Origin of the sequence: Sporocytophaga sp. (assembly GCF_017745095.1) — a bacterium.
GTDB lineage: Bacteria > Bacteroidota > Bacteroidia > Cytophagales > Cytophagaceae > Sporocytophaga.
In genome coordinates this window covers 148546-168302 of sequence record NZ_JAGHZZ010000010.1, presented here as the reverse complement: position 1 = coordinate 168302, position 19757 = coordinate 148546, and the positions used below count along the sequence as shown (strand labels likewise).

The 19757-nt window shown below is 34.0% G+C and carries 21 protein-coding genes; 11 read left to right on the top strand and 10 right to left on the bottom strand.

Features of this window, described 5'->3' with window-relative positions; genetic code table 11:
* Position 1 precedes the first annotated feature (1 nt).
* Genes J7604_RS16695 through J7604_RS16680 form a run of 4 tightly spaced genes read right to left on the bottom strand, consistent with a single transcriptional unit; the run spans position 2 to position 2697 of the window.
* A complete protein-coding gene (locus tag J7604_RS16695) occupies positions 2-1033 on the bottom strand; it encodes an ATP-binding protein (protein WP_293897837.1) in 1032 nt (343 codons plus the stop codon).
* The gene (locus J7604_RS16690; RefSeq protein WP_293897834.1) at positions 1023-1436 is read right to left on the bottom strand and encodes an anti-sigma regulatory factor; all 414 of its coding nucleotides are present in this window, start codon (positions 1434-1436) and stop codon (positions 1023-1025) included. Before J7604_RS16690 ends, J7604_RS16695 begins: the two co-directional genes overlap by 11 nt.
* Positions 1420-1827, bottom strand: coding sequence for an STAS domain-containing protein (locus J7604_RS16685; protein ID WP_293897831.1), 408 nt, complete (start codon positions 1825-1827; stop codon positions 1420-1422). Before J7604_RS16685 ends, J7604_RS16690 begins: the two co-directional genes overlap by 17 nt.
* A gap of 9 nt (positions 1828-1836) precedes the next feature.
* On the bottom strand, positions 1837-2697 hold the full coding sequence (locus J7604_RS16680; protein ID WP_293897828.1) for an STAS domain-containing protein: 861 nt from the start codon (positions 2695-2697) through the stop codon (positions 1837-1839).
* 557 nt (positions 2698-3254) lie between these two features.
* On the opposite strand from J7604_RS16680, the gene J7604_RS16675 reads away from it, so the two are divergent.
* The 4 genes from J7604_RS16675 to J7604_RS16660 all read left to right on the top strand — a co-directional run bounded on the left by J7604_RS16675 (position 3255) and on the right by J7604_RS16660 (position 6388).
* On the top strand, positions 3255-4526 hold the full coding sequence (locus tag J7604_RS16675) for a HAMP domain-containing sensor histidine kinase (RefSeq protein ID WP_293897825.1): 1272 nt from the start codon (positions 3255-3257) through the stop codon (positions 4524-4526).
* A 175-nt stretch (positions 4527-4701) separates the two neighbouring features.
* Complete coding sequence (locus J7604_RS16670; protein WP_293897822.1) at positions 4702-5091, top strand: hypothetical protein; 390 nt, start codon at positions 4702-4704, stop codon at positions 5089-5091.
* A gap of 17 nt (positions 5092-5108) precedes the next feature.
* Positions 5109-5606, top strand: a complete 498-nt coding sequence (locus J7604_RS16665; protein WP_293897819.1) for an SUMF1/EgtB/PvdO family nonheme iron enzyme — start codon at positions 5109-5111, stop codon at positions 5604-5606.
* A 371-nt stretch (positions 5607-5977) separates the two neighbouring features.
* Positions 5978-6388: a VOC family protein gene (locus J7604_RS16660; protein WP_293897816.1), complete on the top strand. Its 411-nt coding sequence runs from the start codon at positions 5978-5980 to the stop codon at positions 6386-6388.
* Positions 6389-6566: 178 nt separating this feature from the next.
* Here J7604_RS16660 and J7604_RS16655 read toward each other — a convergent pair whose 3' ends face one another.
* A complete protein-coding gene (locus tag J7604_RS16655) occupies positions 6567-7070 on the bottom strand; it encodes a dihydrofolate reductase family protein (RefSeq protein WP_293897813.1) in 504 nt (167 codons plus the stop codon).
* An 80-nt stretch (positions 7071-7150) separates the two neighbouring features.
* On the opposite strand from J7604_RS16655, the gene J7604_RS16650 reads away from it, so the two are divergent.
* Entirely contained in the window at positions 7151-7501 is a 351-nt protein-coding gene (locus J7604_RS16650; RefSeq protein ID WP_293897810.1) for a helix-turn-helix domain-containing protein, read from the top strand.
* A 152-nt stretch (positions 7502-7653) separates the two neighbouring features.
* On the opposite strand, the gene J7604_RS16645 is transcribed toward J7604_RS16650, so the two are convergent.
* Positions 7654-8256 (bottom strand): short chain dehydrogenase, encoded by a 603-nt coding sequence (locus J7604_RS16645; protein WP_293897807.1) that lies wholly within the window; start codon positions 8254-8256, stop codon positions 7654-7656.
* A gap of 65 nt (positions 8257-8321) precedes the next feature.
* Positions 8322-8942 carry an AraC family transcriptional regulator gene (locus J7604_RS16640; RefSeq protein WP_293897804.1) on the bottom strand — a complete coding sequence of 207 codons (621 nt, stop codon included), beginning with the start codon at positions 8940-8942 and terminating at the stop codon, positions 8322-8324.
* A gap of 885 nt (positions 8943-9827) precedes the next feature.
* Here J7604_RS16640 and J7604_RS16635 point away from each other — a divergent pair.
* From J7604_RS16635 to J7604_RS16615, 5 genes are all read left to right on the top strand, one after another.
* Positions 9828-10373: an RNA polymerase sigma factor gene (locus J7604_RS16635; RefSeq protein ID WP_293897801.1), complete on the top strand. Its 546-nt coding sequence runs from the start codon at positions 9828-9830 to the stop codon at positions 10371-10373.
* A complete protein-coding gene (locus tag J7604_RS16630) occupies positions 10363-11070 on the top strand; it encodes a hypothetical protein (RefSeq protein ID WP_293897798.1) in 708 nt (235 codons plus the stop codon). The genes J7604_RS16635 and J7604_RS16630 overlap by 11 nt, the downstream gene beginning before the upstream one ends.
* Before the next feature lies 1 nt (position 11071).
* Positions 11072-12190: a serine hydrolase gene (locus J7604_RS16625; RefSeq protein WP_293897795.1), complete on the top strand. Its 1119-nt coding sequence runs from the start codon at positions 11072-11074 to the stop codon at positions 12188-12190.
* 170 nt (positions 12191-12360) lie between these two features.
* Positions 12361-12930 (top strand): hypothetical protein, encoded by a 570-nt coding sequence (locus tag J7604_RS16620; protein WP_293897792.1) that lies wholly within the window; start codon positions 12361-12363, stop codon positions 12928-12930.
* A 539-nt stretch (positions 12931-13469) separates the two neighbouring features.
* Positions 13470-14048, top strand: a complete 579-nt coding sequence (locus J7604_RS16615; protein ID WP_293897789.1) for a porin family protein — start codon at positions 13470-13472, stop codon at positions 14046-14048.
* A 182-nt stretch (positions 14049-14230) separates the two neighbouring features.
* Here the strand turns inward: J7604_RS16615 and J7604_RS16610 are convergent, their stop codons facing one another.
* From J7604_RS16610 to J7604_RS16600, 3 genes are all read right to left on the bottom strand, one after another.
* On the bottom strand, positions 14231-17233 hold the full coding sequence (locus J7604_RS16610; protein WP_293897786.1) for a PAS domain-containing protein: 3003 nt from the start codon (positions 17231-17233) through the stop codon (positions 14231-14233).
* Positions 17234-17593: 360 nt separating this feature from the next.
* A complete protein-coding gene (locus J7604_RS16605; RefSeq protein ID WP_293897783.1) occupies positions 17594-18016 on the bottom strand; it encodes an ester cyclase in 423 nt (140 codons plus the stop codon).
* Positions 18017-18091: 75 nt separating this feature from the next.
* Entirely contained in the window at positions 18092-18727 is a 636-nt protein-coding gene (locus tag J7604_RS16600) for a Crp/Fnr family transcriptional regulator (protein ID WP_293897780.1), read from the bottom strand.
* Positions 18728-19368: 641 nt separating this feature from the next.
* On the opposite strand from J7604_RS16600, the gene J7604_RS16595 reads away from it, so the two are divergent.
* Complete coding sequence (locus J7604_RS16595) at positions 19369-19755, top strand: hypothetical protein (RefSeq protein ID WP_293897777.1); 387 nt, start codon at positions 19369-19371, stop codon at positions 19753-19755.
* Positions 19756-19757 lie beyond the last annotated feature (2 nt).

The window sequence follows — 19757 nt, the reverse complement described above, 5'->3', positions numbered from 1 at the left end:
TTTAGTTTCTTTTTGTTCTTGCTACAACAATTGTAATATCATCATTTCTTCGATTAAAATCTCTATACAGAATTGCTGCAATAATACTAGGATGACGACTGTATATTCCAGGATATTGATTCAGATCCCAGCGAGTGTTAAGACCATCTGAATGCATAATTATAATTTTATTAGCATCCCAGTTATTCTCTGTACTGTTCATCCTTTTAACATTAAGTCCGAGTATACCGTTGAAAAGTATAAGAGATTTATTGTTTTCAACATTTACGGGGCTAATTATTTTACATCCAATATTACCTACACCACAATGTATCAGATTTCTTTTTTCAAAATTAACCTTAGCTATTAAGCCTACTGCGCCTCTGGTCCTTTTTATGTTTTCATGTATTTGGGAAAGTATTTCATCAGGCGAATCGTACTTTTGTGCATCTTTGATGATATTTATTGCGGCTACAGCTGCTTGATTCGCGTTTGGCCCATGGCCAAGACCATCGATCATGGCAAGAGTAAAGCTATCTTCTCTCTGGTCTACAAGCCATTGATCACCGCAAACAATTTCGCCCTTTCTGGCAACCATAATTCCGGCATACTCTATACGACATTTAGGCTTAGGATAAAGATCAATATTTTTCTGATACACTCTTGACAGAACAATTGTTCCGGTGGTATGGGTATAAATATCGAACTCATCCGAAAGTCTCTGAACAGCTCCCAATCCTTCCCCTTTTGTACCTGATGTAGAATACCCATCCTGCATCATCCTTAATGGGTCTTTTGCTCCATCCCCCTTATCTATACTTATGATTTCTATACCTGCAACCCCATGTTCCAGAATAGGCTTGACAAGCATTTCTCTATCGCGCTGTCCATACTTCACAAGATTGGTAATCAGCTCAGTCGCTATTATATTTAATTTACCAATTTCCTCTTCACTAAGCTCAAGTTCTTGCCCAATCTCCCTGATTTTATTTTTTATAAGAGCCAAATAACTTTTGTCTTCTATTTGGAAGTCTGTATGTAAATTATAATCCATTTTTCCATCTGACAATTGTAACAATAGTTCCTTTCCCTATTTCGCTTTTAATATCAAATTCATTTACAAGTCTTTTGGCTCCAGGCAATCCAAGCCCAAGGCTCTTGCCCGTAGAAAAGCCATCTTGCATAGCTTTGTGAATGTCAGGTATACCCGGTCCTTTATCTTCAAAAGTAACCTTTATACCAATCTGCATCTTTTCATTGATCACTTCTATACATATTTGCCCTCCTCCAGCATACTTTAGCATGTTCCTGACAAGCTCACTAGATGCTGTAATTAATTTGGTTTGATTGAGCACAGACATTCCGATTTTCACTGCATGTTCTTTTAACCTTTGCCTGAAAAAGACGACATCCAGTTCCTTTGCAATTTCGATTATTTCTCTATTCAGTGCTATCATCAGGATCCTTATCTTCGTCGTCATCCTCTTCAATGAGGTTCAATTTATTCTTAAGAAGGATCATGCCTTTTTCTACGTCCAATGCGGTGTGTACCCCTGTAAGCGGAAGTCCGAGTTCAACTAATGTAATGGCAACTGCAGGCTGCATTCCTACAACCACAGTTTCGGCATCAAGAATCTTTGACATCGATGCTATATTGCCCAAAATTCTTCCCATAAAAGAATCCACTATTGAAACTGCTGATATATCTATAAGTACGCCTTTTGCTTCTACTCTCCGGATCATTGTCACAAGATCGTTTTCAAGATTCAATGCAAGACGATCATACATATCCACTTGTATAGTGACAAGCAGAAAATTACCCATTTTTAAAATCGGAATTCTATCCATGTTACCTTATTACTTTATTATTTTCCTTTCCCCTTTTTTTACCTCTAGCTGAAGCATGGCAAATGCAAGCTTTAAAGCTGATGCTAAACTTGCCTTGGTTTGTATATTTGATAAATCTATACCCAAATGAACAATAGTCTGAGCTATCTCTGCTCTTATACCGCTTATGATACACTCTGCTCCCATAAGCCTGGTTGCACTTACTGTTTTTATCAGATGTTGTGCTACAAGAGAATCTACTGCCGGAACACCTGAGATATCCAGAATAGCTATACTACTCCCCGTATTAACAATCTCCTGTAACAGATTCTCCATCACAATCTGAGTTCTTGCACTATCTAAAGTACCTATAATCGGTAAAGCAAGAATGCCTTCCCAAACTCTTATTACTGGTGTAGATATCTCATTAATTTCTTGCGTTTGACGTAGAATTACCGATTCTCTTCCTCTTATAAAGGTTTCAAAAGTTATTATACCAAGTTGATCCAGCAGGTTATTAATAATTAAAATAGAATTCACAGCTTCTTTTGAATCTCCGTCAGCTTTAACAATTGTATTGATCAAAGCTTCTTTCAATGAAAAAACGAAAATTGCGGTTTCTTTTGGAGAATAGCCTTGCTGGGCTCTGGAAATGGATATCCCCTGAAGCATTTCTATAATACCCTCGTATTCACGTGTGTTAAGGTCATCGTAATTTCCTTTTTTCACCGCCTTCAAAAACAAATCCAGCAATTCCTGAGATTGCCGACGCAAATTTTCGTTGCTCATCAGATCCTCACGTAAAGTATTGTTAGAGAGCTGATTTTTCATCCACTGCTCTAAGATTTCTTTTTGGTTTTTCAGAAGTAAATCTGCTAATGCATTATTCATTGGGAGTAGGTAATTTTAGTGAGAATATTAATATTTAAACATCAATCAACTATTTTCTTCGACAAATGTTTTTAGAAATTGGATTTTTTCCAAATGTAAAATGTTAAATTTTCACCATGTGTAATACCCATTTTTAGGCATATAAATCCTATTACTACAATAGATCTGGTTAAAAACCACCTGGGGAGTGCTACTATATTCGGAATGCTGGTGCTTCGATTGCATCGATTGCAATTGTTATAAAAATAGGATTTAGAAAATAAAGATACTTATTGGTAAAGTGTATACGCATATACCATGTATAAGAAAAGATTTAAGAATAGCGAGTTTTTAATTGTTAAGCAAAACTCTTCTTAATCTTAATGATGATATGGAAAGCCTATCTGGAAAGGTCATGGATGAGAATAAGGATAGAATTAATTGGAGAAGAGTGATGTCTGTTTAATGAGTTTTAAACTTGAAAAAAACAAAGTTAACTCTTTCTTACCAACCGATAACTTAACTGTTAATTATTTCCCAAGATAAACCTTACTTAACCTTATTGAGTTTAATTCGCAATGAGATTAAGTCGACTTTTATATAATACTTCCGACAAGAGGCCAACAGAATTTACCTATTGCCTGATTTTTGGTCTTTTATCTTTTCTTTTTTCATTTGTTCACCTGAAAGTAAAAAATTATGAAAACATACTTACTGACTTCAGAGAAATACCCTTATTGATCAGTATATTTTATCTCAGAAATCCTTTGTCAATTATATTCTTGTGTTTCATAGCAATAACGTCCGTTTTACCTGATCATTCAATAACTTTTTGGCCTATGTTTATCAGCCATGTTATATCACTTGCTGTAATATGGATGATCTATCAGTGGCTATTAAAGACAACATTTAAAAACTGGATCTTAGGATTGTTATGGGGAGCTGTAATCTTATTATACTATCTGTTTATAATAATTCCTCTATTAATCATTGCATACAGACTCTTTGGAATTGATAGCGGATACTCTTTTCCCGCCGATTATCTTAATGTTACTACTTCAGCTAAATTTGAAATTATATCTACTGCTTTAGTTACAGGCATTTATTTGGTTCAGTATAAAATAAGGGAGTTACAGGAGTTTTATCAAATTCAGCTTGAAAAGCTAAATGAGAACTTAATTAAAACCAATAGAGATCTTGATAATTTCATATACACAGCATCTCATGAATTGATGGTTCCCATCTCCAATATTGAAGGAAGTTTGAAATTGCTTCTTACTGATAATCTATCCAAAGAGGAAGAACTGGAGTTCTTTACTATAATGTTAAGCTCTGTTTCGAAGTTTAAGGAAACAGTAGAAAATCTGACAGAAATTTATAAAGTTCAACAACTACATGAAGACGATATCCAATTGAACAACATCCAAGATGTGGTTGATGATGCGATTAAAACTTTAGAAGATGAAATTCAAATGGTAGATTGTGAAATCATCACTGATTTTTCAAGATGTCCTGAGATTAAATTTCCCCTAAGAAGTTTCACCAGAATTCTAAAAAATATAATCAGTAATGCTATTAGCTTTAGGTCTTCAGATAGGCCATTAAAAATCCTTATTAAATCTGAGGAAACCGAGAAATATAATATTTTAAGTATATCCGATAATGGAATAGGAATTAAAAAAAGTTATCAGAATAAAATTTTTTCAATGTTTAAGCAAGCTCATCAAAGCTCTGGCAGAGGCATGGGCTTGTATATAGTCAAACGGATTCTTGAAAATGAAGAAGGATATATTGAGGTAGAAAGCGAAGTAGGAACCGGATCTGATTTCAAAATATTTTTTCGGAAATAAGTTGTATGCATATTCAATAGACCTCATTTTCGATCAAGAACTTCTGAGAATAGCAATTACATCGCTATTCTCAGAAATCCTAATTCTTGCTACCTCAGGTGGTACAGGCTTGTAACGCAAGAATCATATATGCATATTGCGCCCTGAAAGACTATAATTTATCATAGCTATAAGTATGACCAAATCTTATCTCTTCCTCTTAATATTGCTTCTCCTTAACTCAGTTGCCTACTCTCAGCGTCCATGGCGGCAATATGGTAAAAAATTCAGAAAGGCAATCCCCAAAGATATTCCTGAGATGATAACAATACGAGCTTCCGGAAAATCGTTGGACGACACTGCTAGATTCTCCTCTATGGCTGTATGCTCAACTCCTTCTTTTTATATGAGCAAATATGAAATTACAAATTTGGAGTTTTGTAAGTTTTTAAACGTTGATTCCATTGGCCAAAATAGCGAGCGGGTAAAACAGTTAATACAATTGAATAACGAGGAGTGTAAAATCATAAAAGATGATAACCATTATATACCCAAGAAGGTTTTGAGAACTATCCTGTCACTTTAGTAAGCTGGCATGGAGCAATGAGTTACTGTCAATGGCTTTCAGAATATGTCAATGATTGTCTTACTAAAAAAAACCTCTTCCGACTACCTAATTTTAGATTGCCCTCTGAGTTTGAATGGACCTATGCAGCCACAGACAAAAATATGCCATCTATATCTTTAACTATGTGTGATAGCGTAGGCTTAGCCCATAAAGCACAATTGAAAGAAATAAAAGATGTAAGATGCAGCAAGAAAAACGATGATAAGGCATACGGATTGAATGACAATGTTTTTGAGTGGATGGAAGATGATTATTACCCCAAAATGATTTCTTTAATGAATATTCCAATGTTTGGCGACTTTTATATAGAAGAAACTCTTGAAGCTGTGGTCAGAAAACATGGATTCATATACGATACAACTCGAAAGAATAATTGTGGAAGAGAGGCAAGAATAAAAAATGGATTTTATTCCGACACAGGATTTAGAATAGTACAAATATATTTAGGAATATCTACAGGATATGAGTTTTAATAAAAGGAAACAAATAAAAGTCGTAACCAGCCTCAATAGTGTCGTTTCCGAACGAAGTTTATCAGGAATAGTGATTGCATCACGATTGGGATCAACACCATGAACTGTTTCCCGACAAGTCATAATTTAAATTTATAAAACCTTTTCATATAATAAGTTAATTTCCTATGTTCTTAATTATATCTGGGATTTCAGAGAATAGCGATCATTTCAAAGGTTTCATTCTGATTTCTTTGATTATTATTCCTTAAATAAATATTTTAGTATAGATAATTTAAAATATAAGCCCTTGGTTCGCTTATACTAACCTAGTATTGAATCACAAAAAAGTATAGAAAAATTTTAACCCGATAATTTAATAGTATAATAAAATGGCAAAACAAATATTTATCAATTTAGCAGTTAAAGACCTGCAAAAATCTATGGACTTTTATACTGCAATGGGATTTACAAACAATCCGCAGTTTTCTGATGACACAGGCAAATGTATGGTTTGGAGTGAGAACATTTTTGTAATGATTATGACTCACGAAAAGTTTGCAAGTTTTGCGACCAAACCAATAGCAGATACAAAATCAAAATTAGCAGGACTTTATTCTTTATCTGTCGACAGTATTGACGAAATGAATAGTATTGTGACTAAAGGACTAAAAGCAGGTGGAATTGAACCTAGCGCAATGAGAGATTATGGTTTTATGCAACAGCGAACTATAGAAGATTTTGACGGACATACCTGGGAAGTTTTCTTTATGGACGTTACAAAATTTCCAACTAACGGATAATACAATTATACTATGGCCTGTCTGCTGAAAGGCCATAGTTTTCCAACTTTATAACCTTCATATAATGTATTAATACTCTATACAACGGCCTTCCAGGAGATAAGCCACAGTATAGAATATCAGGATTAAGAAAGCCTTTTGGAAAAAATAAAGTGATGGCCCTATAACTCCTCGCCTACTATATCTTGGTATAATGTAACTGTACTATATTCCCAACACTCTTCTGATGCTCTAATTTCAGTCTGATTAACAGATCTTCATCTAAGCCCAAAATCCCTCCACTTCCGGATAAAATTGGAATCACGTTTAAATATAGCTCAGATACAAAGTCTGCTTTGAGAAAAGCATTATAGATCTGCGTCCCTCCACCTACAACTATTTCAGAACATCCTTTTAGCTTAAAATACTCGATCGCCTTTTCAGGTGAACTGACCACTTTATAGCCTTCACTATCTGGTTTATTTTCAGAGAGAATCACCATATCAATTTCGGAAAGGGCCTCCAAAGCAGCAGGATATCCTGCCATCATATCAAATGTTTTACGCCCAAGAATAAGATTTCCAGCTTTACTAGCCATTTGCATAAATTCACCGAGAATTTCCTGAGGTACCTGATGATTAGGATTTTCCGCCAGCAAGACTTTCCCGTTAACAGAAACTGATACGAATAATTTTACTTTCATTTTATTTCAAGATTTAGAATGTAAAGTTTCGCTTTATTTATTATAAATTTACTATCACTTACCTCAAGGATAGTTACAATATGGCTTTAGTAGAATCAAACAAAGACAACTGCAAGGAAAAGTTTATGGCATTAAGAGATGCTATTGACGTTTTGGGTGGCAAGTGGAAGATCTACATATTACAGAACCTTTCATTTGGAACAATGAGATTTAAAGACCTGCAGGAACGTGTATGTGGAATTACGCCAAAAGTATTATCAAAAGAGTTGCGTGAACTGGAAGAGAATTTACTTATCACAAGAACTGTTAATGACACCAAACCTATAACAGTATCTTATACCCTTACCTCTTATGCTATGGAAACAAAGGTTGTGATCGCTGCCTTAATGGATTTTGGTTTAATTCATAGAAAAAAGATCAAAGAGAAATAATATCCCTCAATTGGGAATCAGGATTAATGGGATTAGATCAATTCCATTAATCCCGATTCAAACCATTTAAGCAATTTAATTGGGCATTAAAATTTATAAGTGAAGTGTATACTTAAGTTGAGTAATAAGCCACGAATGAGATGAGTAATCCCTTATGAATATACTTTTAAAATTTTTCCATTAACAGCACCTTCAATACTTAATATATAAGCATTCACAACTTTTTTCATTGGTGCAAGATTATAGCCAGGAAATAAATCTCCATATCTTTCAAAACTATCTTTTACAAGGCCCGGACTTACTGCATTAATTCTAAGATCATTTTTCAATTCTTGTGCAGAGCCAAGTACAAAACTATTTATCGCCCCATTAATTGTTGCTACTGCTGTTCCATTCTTTGCAGGATGCTCTGCTGCAATTCCTGATGTAAGCGTAAAAGATCCCCCGTTTGATAAATATTTTTTACCAACTAAAACTACATTCATTTGTCCAAGCATTTTTCCTTTAATCCCAATCATAAGATCCTCTTGAGTCATTGAATAGTAATCTCCATAAAAGCCTGTACCTGCTGCGCATACACAAGCATCAACTACTTTAAGTTCATCAAACATTTTTTGAATAGAATGTTGATCAGTTATATCAACAAAAATGTCACCGCTATTTCTACCTGCAGTAATAACTTCATGTTTCGATTTAAGTGCTTCCGCCACTTTTCGTCCTATTGTTCCGGAACCACCAATAATTACAATTTTCATAACTTTTTTTATGCAAAATTATATTTAACTGCAAGGTTGGTGTTAGTAGAAAAAGCTCAATATTTTTAAATATTGGCTCTAAATTCAGAGGGCGTTTTATGATATGTCTTTTTAAAAATCTGTGTAAAATAGGAAAGGCTTTCAAAACCACACTTTTCTGAAATATCAGAGATTCGTTCTTGAGAGTTTTTTAAGAGAAGGCATGAATATTCCAGTCTTTTTTGGTTTATCCATTTTTTAGGAGATGCCCCGTAAATGTCTGCAAAATCTCGCTTAAAGAAAGACAAGCTTCTATTCGTAAGATTAGCATAATCATTAAGAGAAAAATTTTGAAAAAGATATTTGTCCATGACATACATCAAACTTTCCGATGAAGTACATATCACTGAATCCCAAAAAGGAATAGTTTGAGAATATGGAACGGTTTTAAGTATATATAACAATATTTCTTTTTGCTTAAGTAATAGTATCCCTTTGTCTTTCAGCGATTCTTGTGTAAAATATTGAGTTAATTGGCTTTTATAAGTTTCTATTATGGGATTTGTTTGAATTTTTAGAAAAGGAATTGTTGAAAAATTATTTGAATTTTTTATTCCATATTCAGCTACTACTTCTTGCAGCAATTTTGGATTCAGAAATAATAAGATCGCTTCAAACTCTTTTTTTTCTTCAAAATATTCAGCCATTGCATAGATCCCCTTTTTAAGAAAGATTATGTCCTGTGGCGTAACTACAACAGTCTTATCCTCTATATGTAAATGCTTATACCCTTTTAAAACCAATACCAGGACATTTTCTGTCAGAAAAATATTTTTTAGTGTTGTTTTATTCTCTCTTTTAAATTTAGCGAAAATGGTATTTTCAATAACAAGAAAAGACTTATCATTTATATCAACCTCAGCGGGGGGGAAATGGTAAATCATTCAGATAAAGTTTTTAAAGGATTATACGTAATTATAAGATGTCGATTTCATGGGTTATAGAGGCATCACTATCTTTCGACATATCAGGTGAAATCATCCGCATATGCTATATTAAATACTAATCTAGCATTTTAATTTCTAACAATCCAATAGCCTTCGATTGTATCAAGGATTTCCGAGAATAACTATTAGTTCGTAACTGATAATAAAGAAGAAAAGCCTTGTCTATGAAAGCCAAATGTATACTAGAAAAGATTTGATAAAATCACTGATAAAGTGTCTGCATCGAATCTTTGTCCGTATGCGAAGATTAGTGAGATGTGATAATTAGAGTGAAGCCTATTTGACTTCTATACATCTAAAGCGATACAATCGCTATTTTTCGAAAATCCTCGTTCAGAAACAAGAACTATTGGAATACCGGACGCCTGATCAGCTCAGGACTTCTGATTAAATCTTCACCATGACCAGCCCCGACAGACTATGGTAAAGAATCTGGAAAAACTTTAGAACAACATACTATCCTTTTGATTACAAAATCTTAAAACTATTACTCACATCCAATTAGCCTTTTACTGAAATATTTTTTTCAAAAAAGCAGCGTTTTTGCTCTAAATTGCATTTACAGTAATGTAACCTATTAGGAAAATGTCTTCCATAAAAACGCTATATGCCGAATGTCTGAAAGGAAATGCCAAAGCTCAAAGAGCTTTGTTTAAGGCATTTTCCCAAAAGATGTTTACACATTGCTACCGATACCTCAGAAACAGAGAGGATGCGGAGGATGCCATCATACAAGGTTTTTTAAAGGTATACCAGAATATTCATAAACTGGAATATCAGGGTGAAAAAGAGTTCGAAGCCTGGATTCGTAAAATCATAGTTAATGAAGCCTTGATGTTTCTCAGGAAAAAAGACAGCATTAAATTTTATGATCATTCGGAGGCGGAGGAGATACACTCAATGAACGATGATTTTTCCAGGCTCTGTGCAGAAGACATTTATGCAATGATTGCCGCACTCCCTACCGGATTAAGAACCATATTCAATTTATACGCCATAGAAGGCTACAGCCATCAGGAAATCGCCACTATGCTGGACATTGGCGAAAGCACTTCCCGCTCACAGCTTGTGAAAGCAAGAAGAGCCTTGCAATATCAGTTAACTAAAAACAATCACTCCCATGAAGCCTGAAGAAATCGATCGTTTGTTCAGAAATGAACTGGAGAAGCTTGATCAAGTTCCTGGAGTAGAATGGAATGAGACTGGCGCATGGGAGAAACTGAAAATACAGCTGAAAGGCGGCTGGAGCAGTAGTATGATCTTGACTGTGTCTATTATTGTGATTACTGCAGTCATGTGGCTGGTTTATATAGTTTCAAATCATAAGGACGCTCCTATCCCACAAAACCACCATACTGCTAAGCAATCGCTTCCAGCTAAAGTTGATTCAATCAACAAGAAAGAAGAAAAGAAAGCAGTACATTCAACTAAGAAGTTCTCAAAGGTTAATAGACTTCCTGTAAAAGAGATAGATACAATAGCCATAAGTGCTACAGATACCACAGTTATTCCTTTACCGCAAGAGGAACTGAAAGAATCAAATAAAATAATCACTACCATACTGAGAAAAGATAAAGGAATTAAATTACCTTCTGTAAAATCAGACTTTAATTTCGAAATACCTGAGCAATCTGTTCTCAGAATGAAGGTGAATAATCAGTTCAACATTTCCAACCTGATCAAATCTATTGAAGCAGGTAAAAATGCCGAAGACAATTTTTATTACTATTATGAATACGATAAAAATTTCATTCCCCCTCCTTTCGAAAACACTTATAAAAAGAATAACCTGGGTAAACCCCAGATCATAACCAATTTTATTAAGTAATATGTGGAACCAATGTAAGCTATTTATACTGCTAGTGCTTATGTCAGCATTATGCATTAGCTGCCATCAGCTCTTTGATAAGCCGGGTGTCAATTATCAGTATTCTATACCTGATTCGCTCAACGATGGTTTGGAAGTATCAAGTATAGAAAAGGAAGGTTTGAAGAAAGAGTACATTGTTCAGATGACCAATCAGATTATTACAGATGAGTATAAGAACATACACAGTGTGGTGGTTGTTAAAAACAACAAACTGGTCTATGAAAATTATTTCAATGGTTACGACCGGGAAATACTACATAATCTGTATTCTGCTTCCAAAAGCTTTACATCTGCTTTGGTAGGAATAGCAATTGACAATGGATTTATACCTGATACCAATGCCAAAGTCCTTCCTTATTTCCCAGAATACACACCGGTAGAAAATAACAATTCCGAAAAGCAGGGCATAACAATCCGACATTTGCTTACCATGTCTTCAGGGCTGGCTTGTGATGATTGGAATGAAAGTTCTCCCGGCAGAGAAAACAATTTATACAAACAGAAAGATATTCTAAAGTATTTGTGGAATCTTCCTCTGATCACTTCGCCGGGAAGTAATCCTTCCTATTGTTCGGGAGGTGCCATTACACTTTCTAATATAATCTCTAAATCAACCGGTCAAAATTATACAGACTTTGCTAAGGCAACTATTTTAGACCCTTTGGGAATCACTAAATATGATTGGAATTACAGAGAGAAGAACAGACATGACAGACCCGATCAGATTTACCTTCGTCCAAGGGATATGGCTAAATTCGGAATGGTTTATCTCAATGGCGGCAAATGGAAAAATCGGCAAATTATCCCTAAACTATGGGTGGATGCTTCTTTGCAGCCAAAGGTAAAATTGGGAGGATTAGACTATGGTTTTTTGTGGTGGATGCACCCAGGTACAATTAATGGAAAGCAGACTTATGTATATAACGCAAGCGGTAATGGAGGTCAGTTTATATTCGTTATTCCTGAACTCAATATGGTAGTTGCCATGACAGGTGGCAATCTTGATTCATCGTATACCAATCAGGGACTTTCTATTTTATTCAATTACATTATTCCTGCTAATATTTATAAGCCATGAGAGTGTTCGTTTTAGTTGCCGTATTTCTGCTAACAATAAATATTTTGCATGCGCAGGATTCTATTCACAGTCAAAAAAGTTTATCTATTCATCAGGGTTTAACATATCTCGTGACAAAAGATTTATATCGGTCACCTTATGTTTATCATGGATTCAATCCCTCGATAGCAATGAGTTTTGGAATAAACAGAAAAAAATCCATTCAGCAAATTCATTGCGAATATACTTTTGGAAGTATCCGAACCTCCTTCTCTCCTCTAGCTCCTATTCATTTATTTCGAATGAATTATTTTTATCTCAGAAAGGTAGTGAACAATGACCGATATAGTTTTTATGCGGGTTTTCAGTTAAATGGACAAAGCTGGACGGTCAATTACTTTCCGGAAATGCAGGCGCCTAAATATGGACAAGTGCGTTCTTATTTATGGGCATTTTCTTTAGATGCAGCGGCCCATTTTGAGTATAAGATTAATTCCAGAAGTCGTTTAAAATTGGCGGTTTCAGCACCAGTATGTGCGCTTGTGAACAGACCGCATTTTTTAGATGGCAGTTCAGACAACTCTCAATTCGGACTTTTCAATTATTGGAATCCGAGAATACATCTGGCTTATGAATACGACGTATCAAATCGAATTTCTCTTTTTATCAACTACAACTATGAATACCTGCAATATGCTCAGCCTAAAACGATACGTATGCTAAATAATAATTTATTTATAGGAATTAAGCTGAAATTTTAAATCTCAGTAGTCATCGCTTTCCAATAGAACTCGTTTCCAAACCATGAATTAAAGGATTTTAGAATTCCAAGATTCATTCGTAGTGAATCGTTTTATGAAGAGCTCTGCTATAATTTTTGGTTTTCGAGAGGTGTATTATCTTCTGTAATTTTATAAATTATCTCTTAATTTTTACAGTAAACAAGAATGTACAAATTATTTTTAAATAGTATTTATATCTTGATCACTAGCGTCACAAAAGGCTTATAGAATGATAATCAATAAAATTTATAGTTTTTACTTTCAGATAAATATTACAAATAGATTTTAATATCGTACAAAACGAAATATTAAATTATACATTTTATAACACTCGAATATCCCTATAAGGCTTAATAGCAAAGGGAGGATGGCATAATGAATACCTCCAAAAGATTTTTCAATGTATTTGTGACTCAACATTTTTTGGTATAACCTAGGAAAATTTTTACCGTTTGTTTCCCTTGTGAAAATTGAAATAAAAATCACAAAATGAATTACTAACCACTAACCAATTTATTATGATGAAAAATTTACGCGATCTAATGTTTGTGATTTTTTTCCTGGCTTTATCTAATTTTGCTTCGGCGCAGATTCAATATGGTCCAAGAATAGGTCTGAACTTTCCGACTGTTGCTGGTATAAACAACAATGCGGGTTTTAAAACAGGATTCCATGTGGGTGCATACGCAAGAATAAGTTTTAGCGAAGCCATCTCATTCCAGCCTGAATTGTTATACTCAACCAAAGGATGTAAGTATGTCAATGGTGGCGGTGGTCTGTCATTAAATTATCTTGACATTCCTTTGCTTTTTAACTTCGGTAAAAAATTCCACTTCCAGGCAGGAGCTCAGCCTTCTTTACTTTTATCTGCTAAAAGTAAAATTGGCAGCGGTGGAGATAAAGTAGATGTAAAAGACGGCATAAATGGCTTCGATATAGCACCAATAATAGGCTTTGGCTTCCACTTCAATAATGGGTTTAACTTTGGATTTAGATTTTCTTATGGTATTTCAGATATCATCAAAGATAATCCAGGAGATTCTCAGCATAACTTCAATACTCAACTTACTTTCGGTTACTCATTCGGAGGCAAGTAATCTAATATATTAACTAAAAAAGCCCTGTGTTGACGCAACACAGGGCTTTTAGTTTCCATTGATCGATGTTTCTATAACGAGGCTGTATTTATTATTCAATCTTCACAGAGATTTTTACAAAACAGAAGATTCAGGAAACGATGAAATAAAAAATTAATCGAATTATTCAAATGGCTTATCGCCTATTTGAGTATAGTAAAATAAAAACTACTTCCCTTACCTAATTCGCTTTCCACCCATACTCTTCCTCCGTTAGACTCTACAATTTCTTTTACAATAGAAAGTCCGATACCATGACTATCTATTTTTTCTTTTTTATGCGCAATCTCAAACGGTTCAAATATTTTTAACAACTTACCTTCGGTAATACCGGAGCCATTATCTCGAACACTTATCTGATAGTAGCTTTCCATTTCAACCGACCCAATCTTAATATCAGGGTTCTCTTTGTCCATGTATTTGATTGCATTTCCTATAAGATTCTGGAGGATTTGCTTAAGAGATGTCCTATTATAATTTACAATAGGCAAAGAATATGAAATATGAATATGAAAATGAGAAGGCGGATTTAATGTAGTTAAAACATCCTGGCAAAGATGCAAAAGATTGATCGGTTCCTTGATCTGCTTTTCCTTTTTTGCTGATTTCAATACATTTTCAATAATGCTTTTCATGTCTTCAACCTTTCCGATAACCATGTCCAGCATTTTTATTCCTTCATCATCCAATGGTCTGGACTGACAATCTTCTTTAATAAATGGTACCAACCCTTCAATTACAGAGAGAGGGGCTTTAAGATCATGAGAAATGATATAAGCGTATTTATCCAATGAATCATTCAACTTTTTCAAATTATCAATGCTTATTGATAATTCTTTTGTTCTTTCATTCACGCGAGTTTCAAGCTCGGTATTAAGGCTCTTTAATTGCTCGAGCATCTTTACTCTTTCTGTGATGTCCTGAACAAATCCTGTGACCTTTATTACCCGATTATTTTCATTTTTAATTACTTTGACTTTTCCATAACCAACTCCAATGGTAGAATCTTTCCTAACGAACTTAAACTGATATTCAAATGCGTCCTCTTGAAAGATCCATTTGTCAAATAATCTTTTAGCATATTCTTTATCATCAGGATGAATGATCTTCAACTGATTCTCTTCAGTGAGTTCGAATTCATTGGGTTCATAACCATAGATCCTGTATAATTGATCTGACCATACGTTTTTTTTATTCTCGATATCGAATTCATAACTTCCAAGATTTGCCATTTCCTCGGCTAAACTCAAAAGAATTTTTCTTTTCTCAATTTCAAGTTTGCTTTTTTTCCATTCAGAAATATCCAAGACAGTACCTATCATTTTAATTGGTTCTCCCAGGTTATCATAAAATACCTTTCCCCTCGACCAAACATACTTAATGATATTCTCAGGGCATAAAATCGTAAATTCAACATTGTAAGGCTTTCGATCAAAAATTGCTTTCCTGATAGCCTGGTTAGCTTTTTCCCTATCATCAGGATGTATGAACTCTTCAAAGGGATGTCCTTCTATTGATAAAGACTCTGTATTTTTGATCGGGTTGGAGCAAAGTACTTCAGACATTTCCGGAGTTACGGTCAATGTCTTGTTCTGAAAATTCCATTCGAAGCTACCGATTTTCCCTAATGTCTGAGATTGAAGGAATATTGACTGTAGATTCTCCAATTGAATATTGGACTCCTTTAGTTGAGTGATGTCATCAAAAGTAGCAAGCAGTTCATCATCGCCTATTTTTACAACTTTATTCCTATACCATACATTAAGGCCCTGGAATCCATAAAAGAAGTCTGTGTTAAGCGGTTTTCCTGTTTCAGCAACCTTTACTTGTAAATTGTAAAGCCCGATATCTTTCACATAAGGATATTCTTCCGCCCATCTTTTTCCTATAAGATCTGTCCTTTTTCTATCAAGCAAAATTTCAGCCCACCGGTTTACAAGGACAAATTCAAAATCTTTAATTTTACCAGAAGAATCTCTTATTATTTTTAATAATATAATTCCTTCCTCCACAGATTCAAATACTGTAGAAAACATCGTATTTGACCTTGTGATTTTCTCCTGTAGACTTTTAGCCATTAAGTTGAACGAATGTGCCAAATCCCCAATCTCATTTTTTAATTTGATTTCAGATAATTGAGAAAAATCACCTTCAGAAAATTTATTTGCAGTAGAGGTTAGCTTTTCAATAGGTTTCACGATTGAACTTCCCAGGAGATAGGCAACGAGTGCGGCCATTAAAATCGCAATTGCATTAAATAGAAGTAATCGATTTCTCAATAAAATAATCGGAACCATCGCTTCCTGAAAATCGACTTCTGTTACCATCCCCCATCTTGTCTCCGGAAAATAGCTTAATGCAGCGAGTACATCATTTCCTTCATAGTCTTTACTTCGAACCAATGTATCCCTCTTTAGATTTATAATTTCCCCAATGGAAGTGGAAGAATCTTTTGCTGGTATGGATCTCTTCAACGCTGCATTATTATCAAATCGGAGTGGATTGAGAAATACAATTGAATCTCCAAATTTCTTTCCTAGATAAGTTTCACCTGTATTTCCCAAGCCTGTATAATCATTGCTTAAAGAGAGAATTTCATCAGCTCTTCGCGACATTATAAATACACCAATAATTCTATTCTCAAAGTAAATGGGCGAAGATAAAAGTATGCGTAGTTGGTTTCCCTTGTCAAAATATAAATCATCCAAAAATTTCCTTCCTGAAACAGAAACTCTAAAACTTTCATAAGAAGACCAGTTCTTTCCAATTACAGACGAATCAGTAGAAGCAATGATTTCCCCCTTTTTTGACAATACGTATCCCTCTTTAAAACTTTCAATGGACTGCTTATATTTATTCAAAACATAATTAATCTCAGACTGATGCTTTTTGCTTGGATCAATAAGATAGATATTTAGGCCATCTACTATAAGAGGATTAAAAGCAGCCAACCCAATAAGCTCTTTCCGAGATTTAATAATGGATGCAATCCTAATCTCTTTTGTTTTGGAAATTGACCTTAATTGATTTTCAATGTAGGAACGTAAGACATGTATTTGACTTTTATAAAAAAGGATACTGATGGTAGAAGTAATTAATAAGATTATTAATAGAAACAACAGAATCAACTGATACTTTAACTTCATTAGTGCAGGATTAATGTAAGGCCTTTTTCCCCTTTTATTCAATTGTCATCATCTATCTCTATCCCTAATTCTAATTTAATGATAACAATTCAATGTTAGAGTTGTTTACTGCACTGTGGCATGTCCCTGAAAGGCTATTATTTTACTTCCGCTCAAACATTCCAAATATTGAGTTAGTATTTCAAATTCCTCCTCTTACTCTAACAAATTTTAAATTTTATTAAATGTATTCGCTGAAATATAAATATTGATAGTATTAAACCATGGCCTCTCGAAGAGACCATGGTTGAGGAATAAGTTTATAAACTTTAATGGTTCTTCACTTCATTGACATAACTCCTAGGACACTCTTCACCCAGCTTATTCTGCAATTTTACAACCATGAGAGGCATCTTTAAGCTGGTTTTCTATTGCTTGTCCATCAATTAATGCCCAATGTTCAATAATTTTTCCGTCTTTAATTTTAAAGAATCTGTAACCAATAGTGAATAAATCCATTCCTGTCGGTTCAATGTTCCTCCAGGCTCCAATATGTTTCAAATTCATTCTTATTTTTACAATGCTTTTGTCACCTTCTGTTACTTGGTCTTCAATAACAGTGAAATGTTCAAATGAAACACCAGTGTTGATAATCCATTTTTTTGTTCCTTCTATATCAGTGCTAAACAAAGGCGGTAAAGAATAATCTTTGAAGTCGTTGTGTAAAAAATTGCCTAATTGATCAAACGCTCTATTGTTCCAAATTTGGTTAATAAAGTCTTGTACTAAAATCGAATTTCCCATTTGTAAATGATTTTTGTTTCTTTTACAAAGTTGGAAATTGTGCTTAAACCAGACCTATGTCAAAAATCACAAAATTCATTTTACTGCACGGAATCTGCTTAACGTTTCTCTGCTGATCCCTAAATAGGATGCCGTTTGAGTTAGGGAAACTCTTTTTAAAAAGTCAGGGTGTTTTGATACTAAATTATCAAATCTTTCCTTTGGAGTTAATATTTTGAAACTGTCAGAATGCTCTTCCTGTTTAGCCATAATTATTTCTAATACCTTTCTTCCAAAAGTCTCTATTTGATGGGATTTGCTATATGCTTCTAATAACTTTGTTTTATCAAGCTGTACAATTTTAGTTTTCTCACAAGCCTTTATTGTGTAAAGTGATTTAGACGATGTAGTAAGGCTTTTGATGTTGGTAGCAAAATCATTTTCGAAATAAAAAGCTGTATTAATTTCTTTTCCATCCAAATTATAACAGGATTTACAAAGTCCTGAACTGATATAGTATATTGAATTGCAGACCTGCCCTTCTTTCAATACCATTTCATTTCTCTTAAATTCTATTTCTGTAAGACAGTTGCTTAATGTAATCCAACAATGTTCTGAAAAGTCAGTTATTGTTGCGATATATTTTTTCAGATTATCCATTTCAGAGAGGACCTTAAATTTGTAGCCAACGCATGCATTTACGCAATATGGTTTTATTCCATCTATTTTCAAATGTTAGATAATTTAAAAAGTAAAGTTGCAATGGACATTAACCACATTTATAGTCATCAATAGAATTGACAATTTTCTATAGTAGCTAAGTTAGTCTCTTAGAAAAGTGAAAAAGGGATACAAAAAATTTATTAATCAAGATTAAGTATTATTCAAAAAGACATTTTCAAAAAATACCTATTTTTAGCTATTGATATTATTTTCCTGAATAATTAATTTTCACCCCACAATTGTTTACCAGCAAAGAAAAACTATTTAAAAAGAGTATGAACAAACTTTTAAAAGAATTAATATGCATTGCTTCATGCTATGTATATAATCTTTCATTTAAGTACCTTAAACTGGATTTCAGTAATAAGTAAGGAAAGAAGTGTTGAGGTAAAGCTGTAAGTGTGACGGGGAGCACCATAAACAGCATTTTTGGATCCGGAATAGTAAAAATCTCATGAAATAGATTCAGTATTTTGTAAGCTACCATTGACCGTGGTGATTTATGCAACGTCTGATTCATTTTTTATAAGGATTATACCATAAAGAATCATTAACCTCAAGCATTTTAACAATTATCGTAATCTCTCCATTTCAATGATTTTCACAAGCTAAAAAAATTTTTATTATTTATTTAACCTTAATTTTTCATCATGAAAAAAACCATTTTAAAGAGTTTCAGGAAACCCTGGAACAGAAGCCGAATCTTTATTGGCTGTTTATTATTGCTGCCATTTATTTCTTCCGCCCAATCAGGCACAGGAAGTTTTGCTAATGGTGTAAACAGTACTGTAACAGTCGCTCAGGTACAAACGATCAAAATTCCTTCAAGTGTGAATTATCGATCTAGTATGAAATACGTGTATTTTGAGTATCAAGAGACGGGTCAACCAGTCCATAGAGTTACTTTTGTTTCAACAGCTGCTTCAGGAACGACAGCAGACCGGGTGTATAATTTTCACAGTTCTTCTTTAAATTATACTCCTGGCAGTTCTGTTCGATTTAAGACAATGAAGATTCAGTTTGCGAGTACACTTTAAAT

What these genes read in the sequence shown, in the direction of transcription:
- J7604_RS16695 (WP_293897837.1), bottom strand. Translation starts at nt 1,033, where the DNA reads ATGGATTATAATTTACATACAGACTTCCAAATAGAAGACAAAAGTTAT.
- J7604_RS16690 (WP_293897834.1), bottom strand. Translation starts at nt 1,436, where the DNA reads ATGATAGCACTGAATAGAGAAATAATCGAAATTGCAAAGGAACTGGAT.
- J7604_RS16685 (WP_293897831.1), bottom strand. Translation starts at nt 1,827, where the DNA reads ATGGATAGAATTCCGATTTTAAAAATGGGTAATTTTCTGCTTGTCACT.
- J7604_RS16680 (WP_293897828.1), bottom strand. Translation starts at nt 2,697, where the DNA reads ATGAATAATGCATTAGCAGATTTACTTCTGAAAAACCAAAAAGAAATC.
- J7604_RS16675 (WP_293897825.1), top strand. Translation starts at nt 3,255, where the DNA reads ATGAGATTAAGTCGACTTTTATATAATACTTCCGACAAGAGGCCAACA.
- J7604_RS16670 (WP_293897822.1), top strand. Translation starts at nt 4,702, where the DNA reads ATGACCAAATCTTATCTCTTCCTCTTAATATTGCTTCTCCTTAACTCA.
- J7604_RS16665 (WP_293897819.1), top strand. Translation starts at nt 5,109, where the DNA reads ATGAGTTACTGTCAATGGCTTTCAGAATATGTCAATGATTGTCTTACT.
- J7604_RS16660 (WP_293897816.1), top strand. Translation starts at nt 5,978, where the DNA reads ATGGCAAAACAAATATTTATCAATTTAGCAGTTAAAGACCTGCAAAAA.
- J7604_RS16655 (WP_293897813.1), bottom strand. Translation starts at nt 7,070, where the DNA reads ATGAAAGTAAAATTATTCGTATCAGTTTCTGTTAACGGGAAAGTCTTG.
- J7604_RS16650 (WP_293897810.1), top strand. Translation starts at nt 7,151, where the DNA reads ATGGCTTTAGTAGAATCAAACAAAGACAACTGCAAGGAAAAGTTTATG.
- J7604_RS16645 (WP_293897807.1), bottom strand. Translation starts at nt 8,256, where the DNA reads ATGAAAATTGTAATTATTGGTGGTTCCGGAACAATAGGACGAAAAGTG.
- J7604_RS16640 (WP_293897804.1), bottom strand. Translation starts at nt 8,942, where the DNA reads ATGGCTGAATATTTTGAAGAAAAAAAAGAGTTTGAAGCGATCTTATTA.
- J7604_RS16635 (WP_293897801.1), top strand. Translation starts at nt 9,828, where the DNA reads ATGTCTTCCATAAAAACGCTATATGCCGAATGTCTGAAAGGAAATGCC.
- J7604_RS16630 (WP_293897798.1), top strand. Translation starts at nt 10,363, where the DNA reads ATGAAGCCTGAAGAAATCGATCGTTTGTTCAGAAATGAACTGGAGAAG.
- J7604_RS16625 (WP_293897795.1), top strand. Translation starts at nt 11,072, where the DNA reads ATGTGGAACCAATGTAAGCTATTTATACTGCTAGTGCTTATGTCAGCA.
- J7604_RS16620 (WP_293897792.1), top strand. Translation starts at nt 12,361, where the DNA reads ATGAGTTTTGGAATAAACAGAAAAAAATCCATTCAGCAAATTCATTGC.
- J7604_RS16615 (WP_293897789.1), top strand. Translation starts at nt 13,470, where the DNA reads ATGATGAAAAATTTACGCGATCTAATGTTTGTGATTTTTTTCCTGGCT.
- J7604_RS16610 (WP_293897786.1), bottom strand. Translation starts at nt 17,233, where the DNA reads ATGAAGTTAAAGTATCAGTTGATTCTGTTGTTTCTATTAATAATCTTA.
- J7604_RS16605 (WP_293897783.1), bottom strand. Translation starts at nt 18,016, where the DNA reads ATGGGAAATTCGATTTTAGTACAAGACTTTATTAACCAAATTTGGAAC.
- J7604_RS16595 (WP_293897777.1), top strand. Translation starts at nt 19,369, where the DNA reads ATGAAAAAAACCATTTTAAAGAGTTTCAGGAAACCCTGGAACAGAAGC.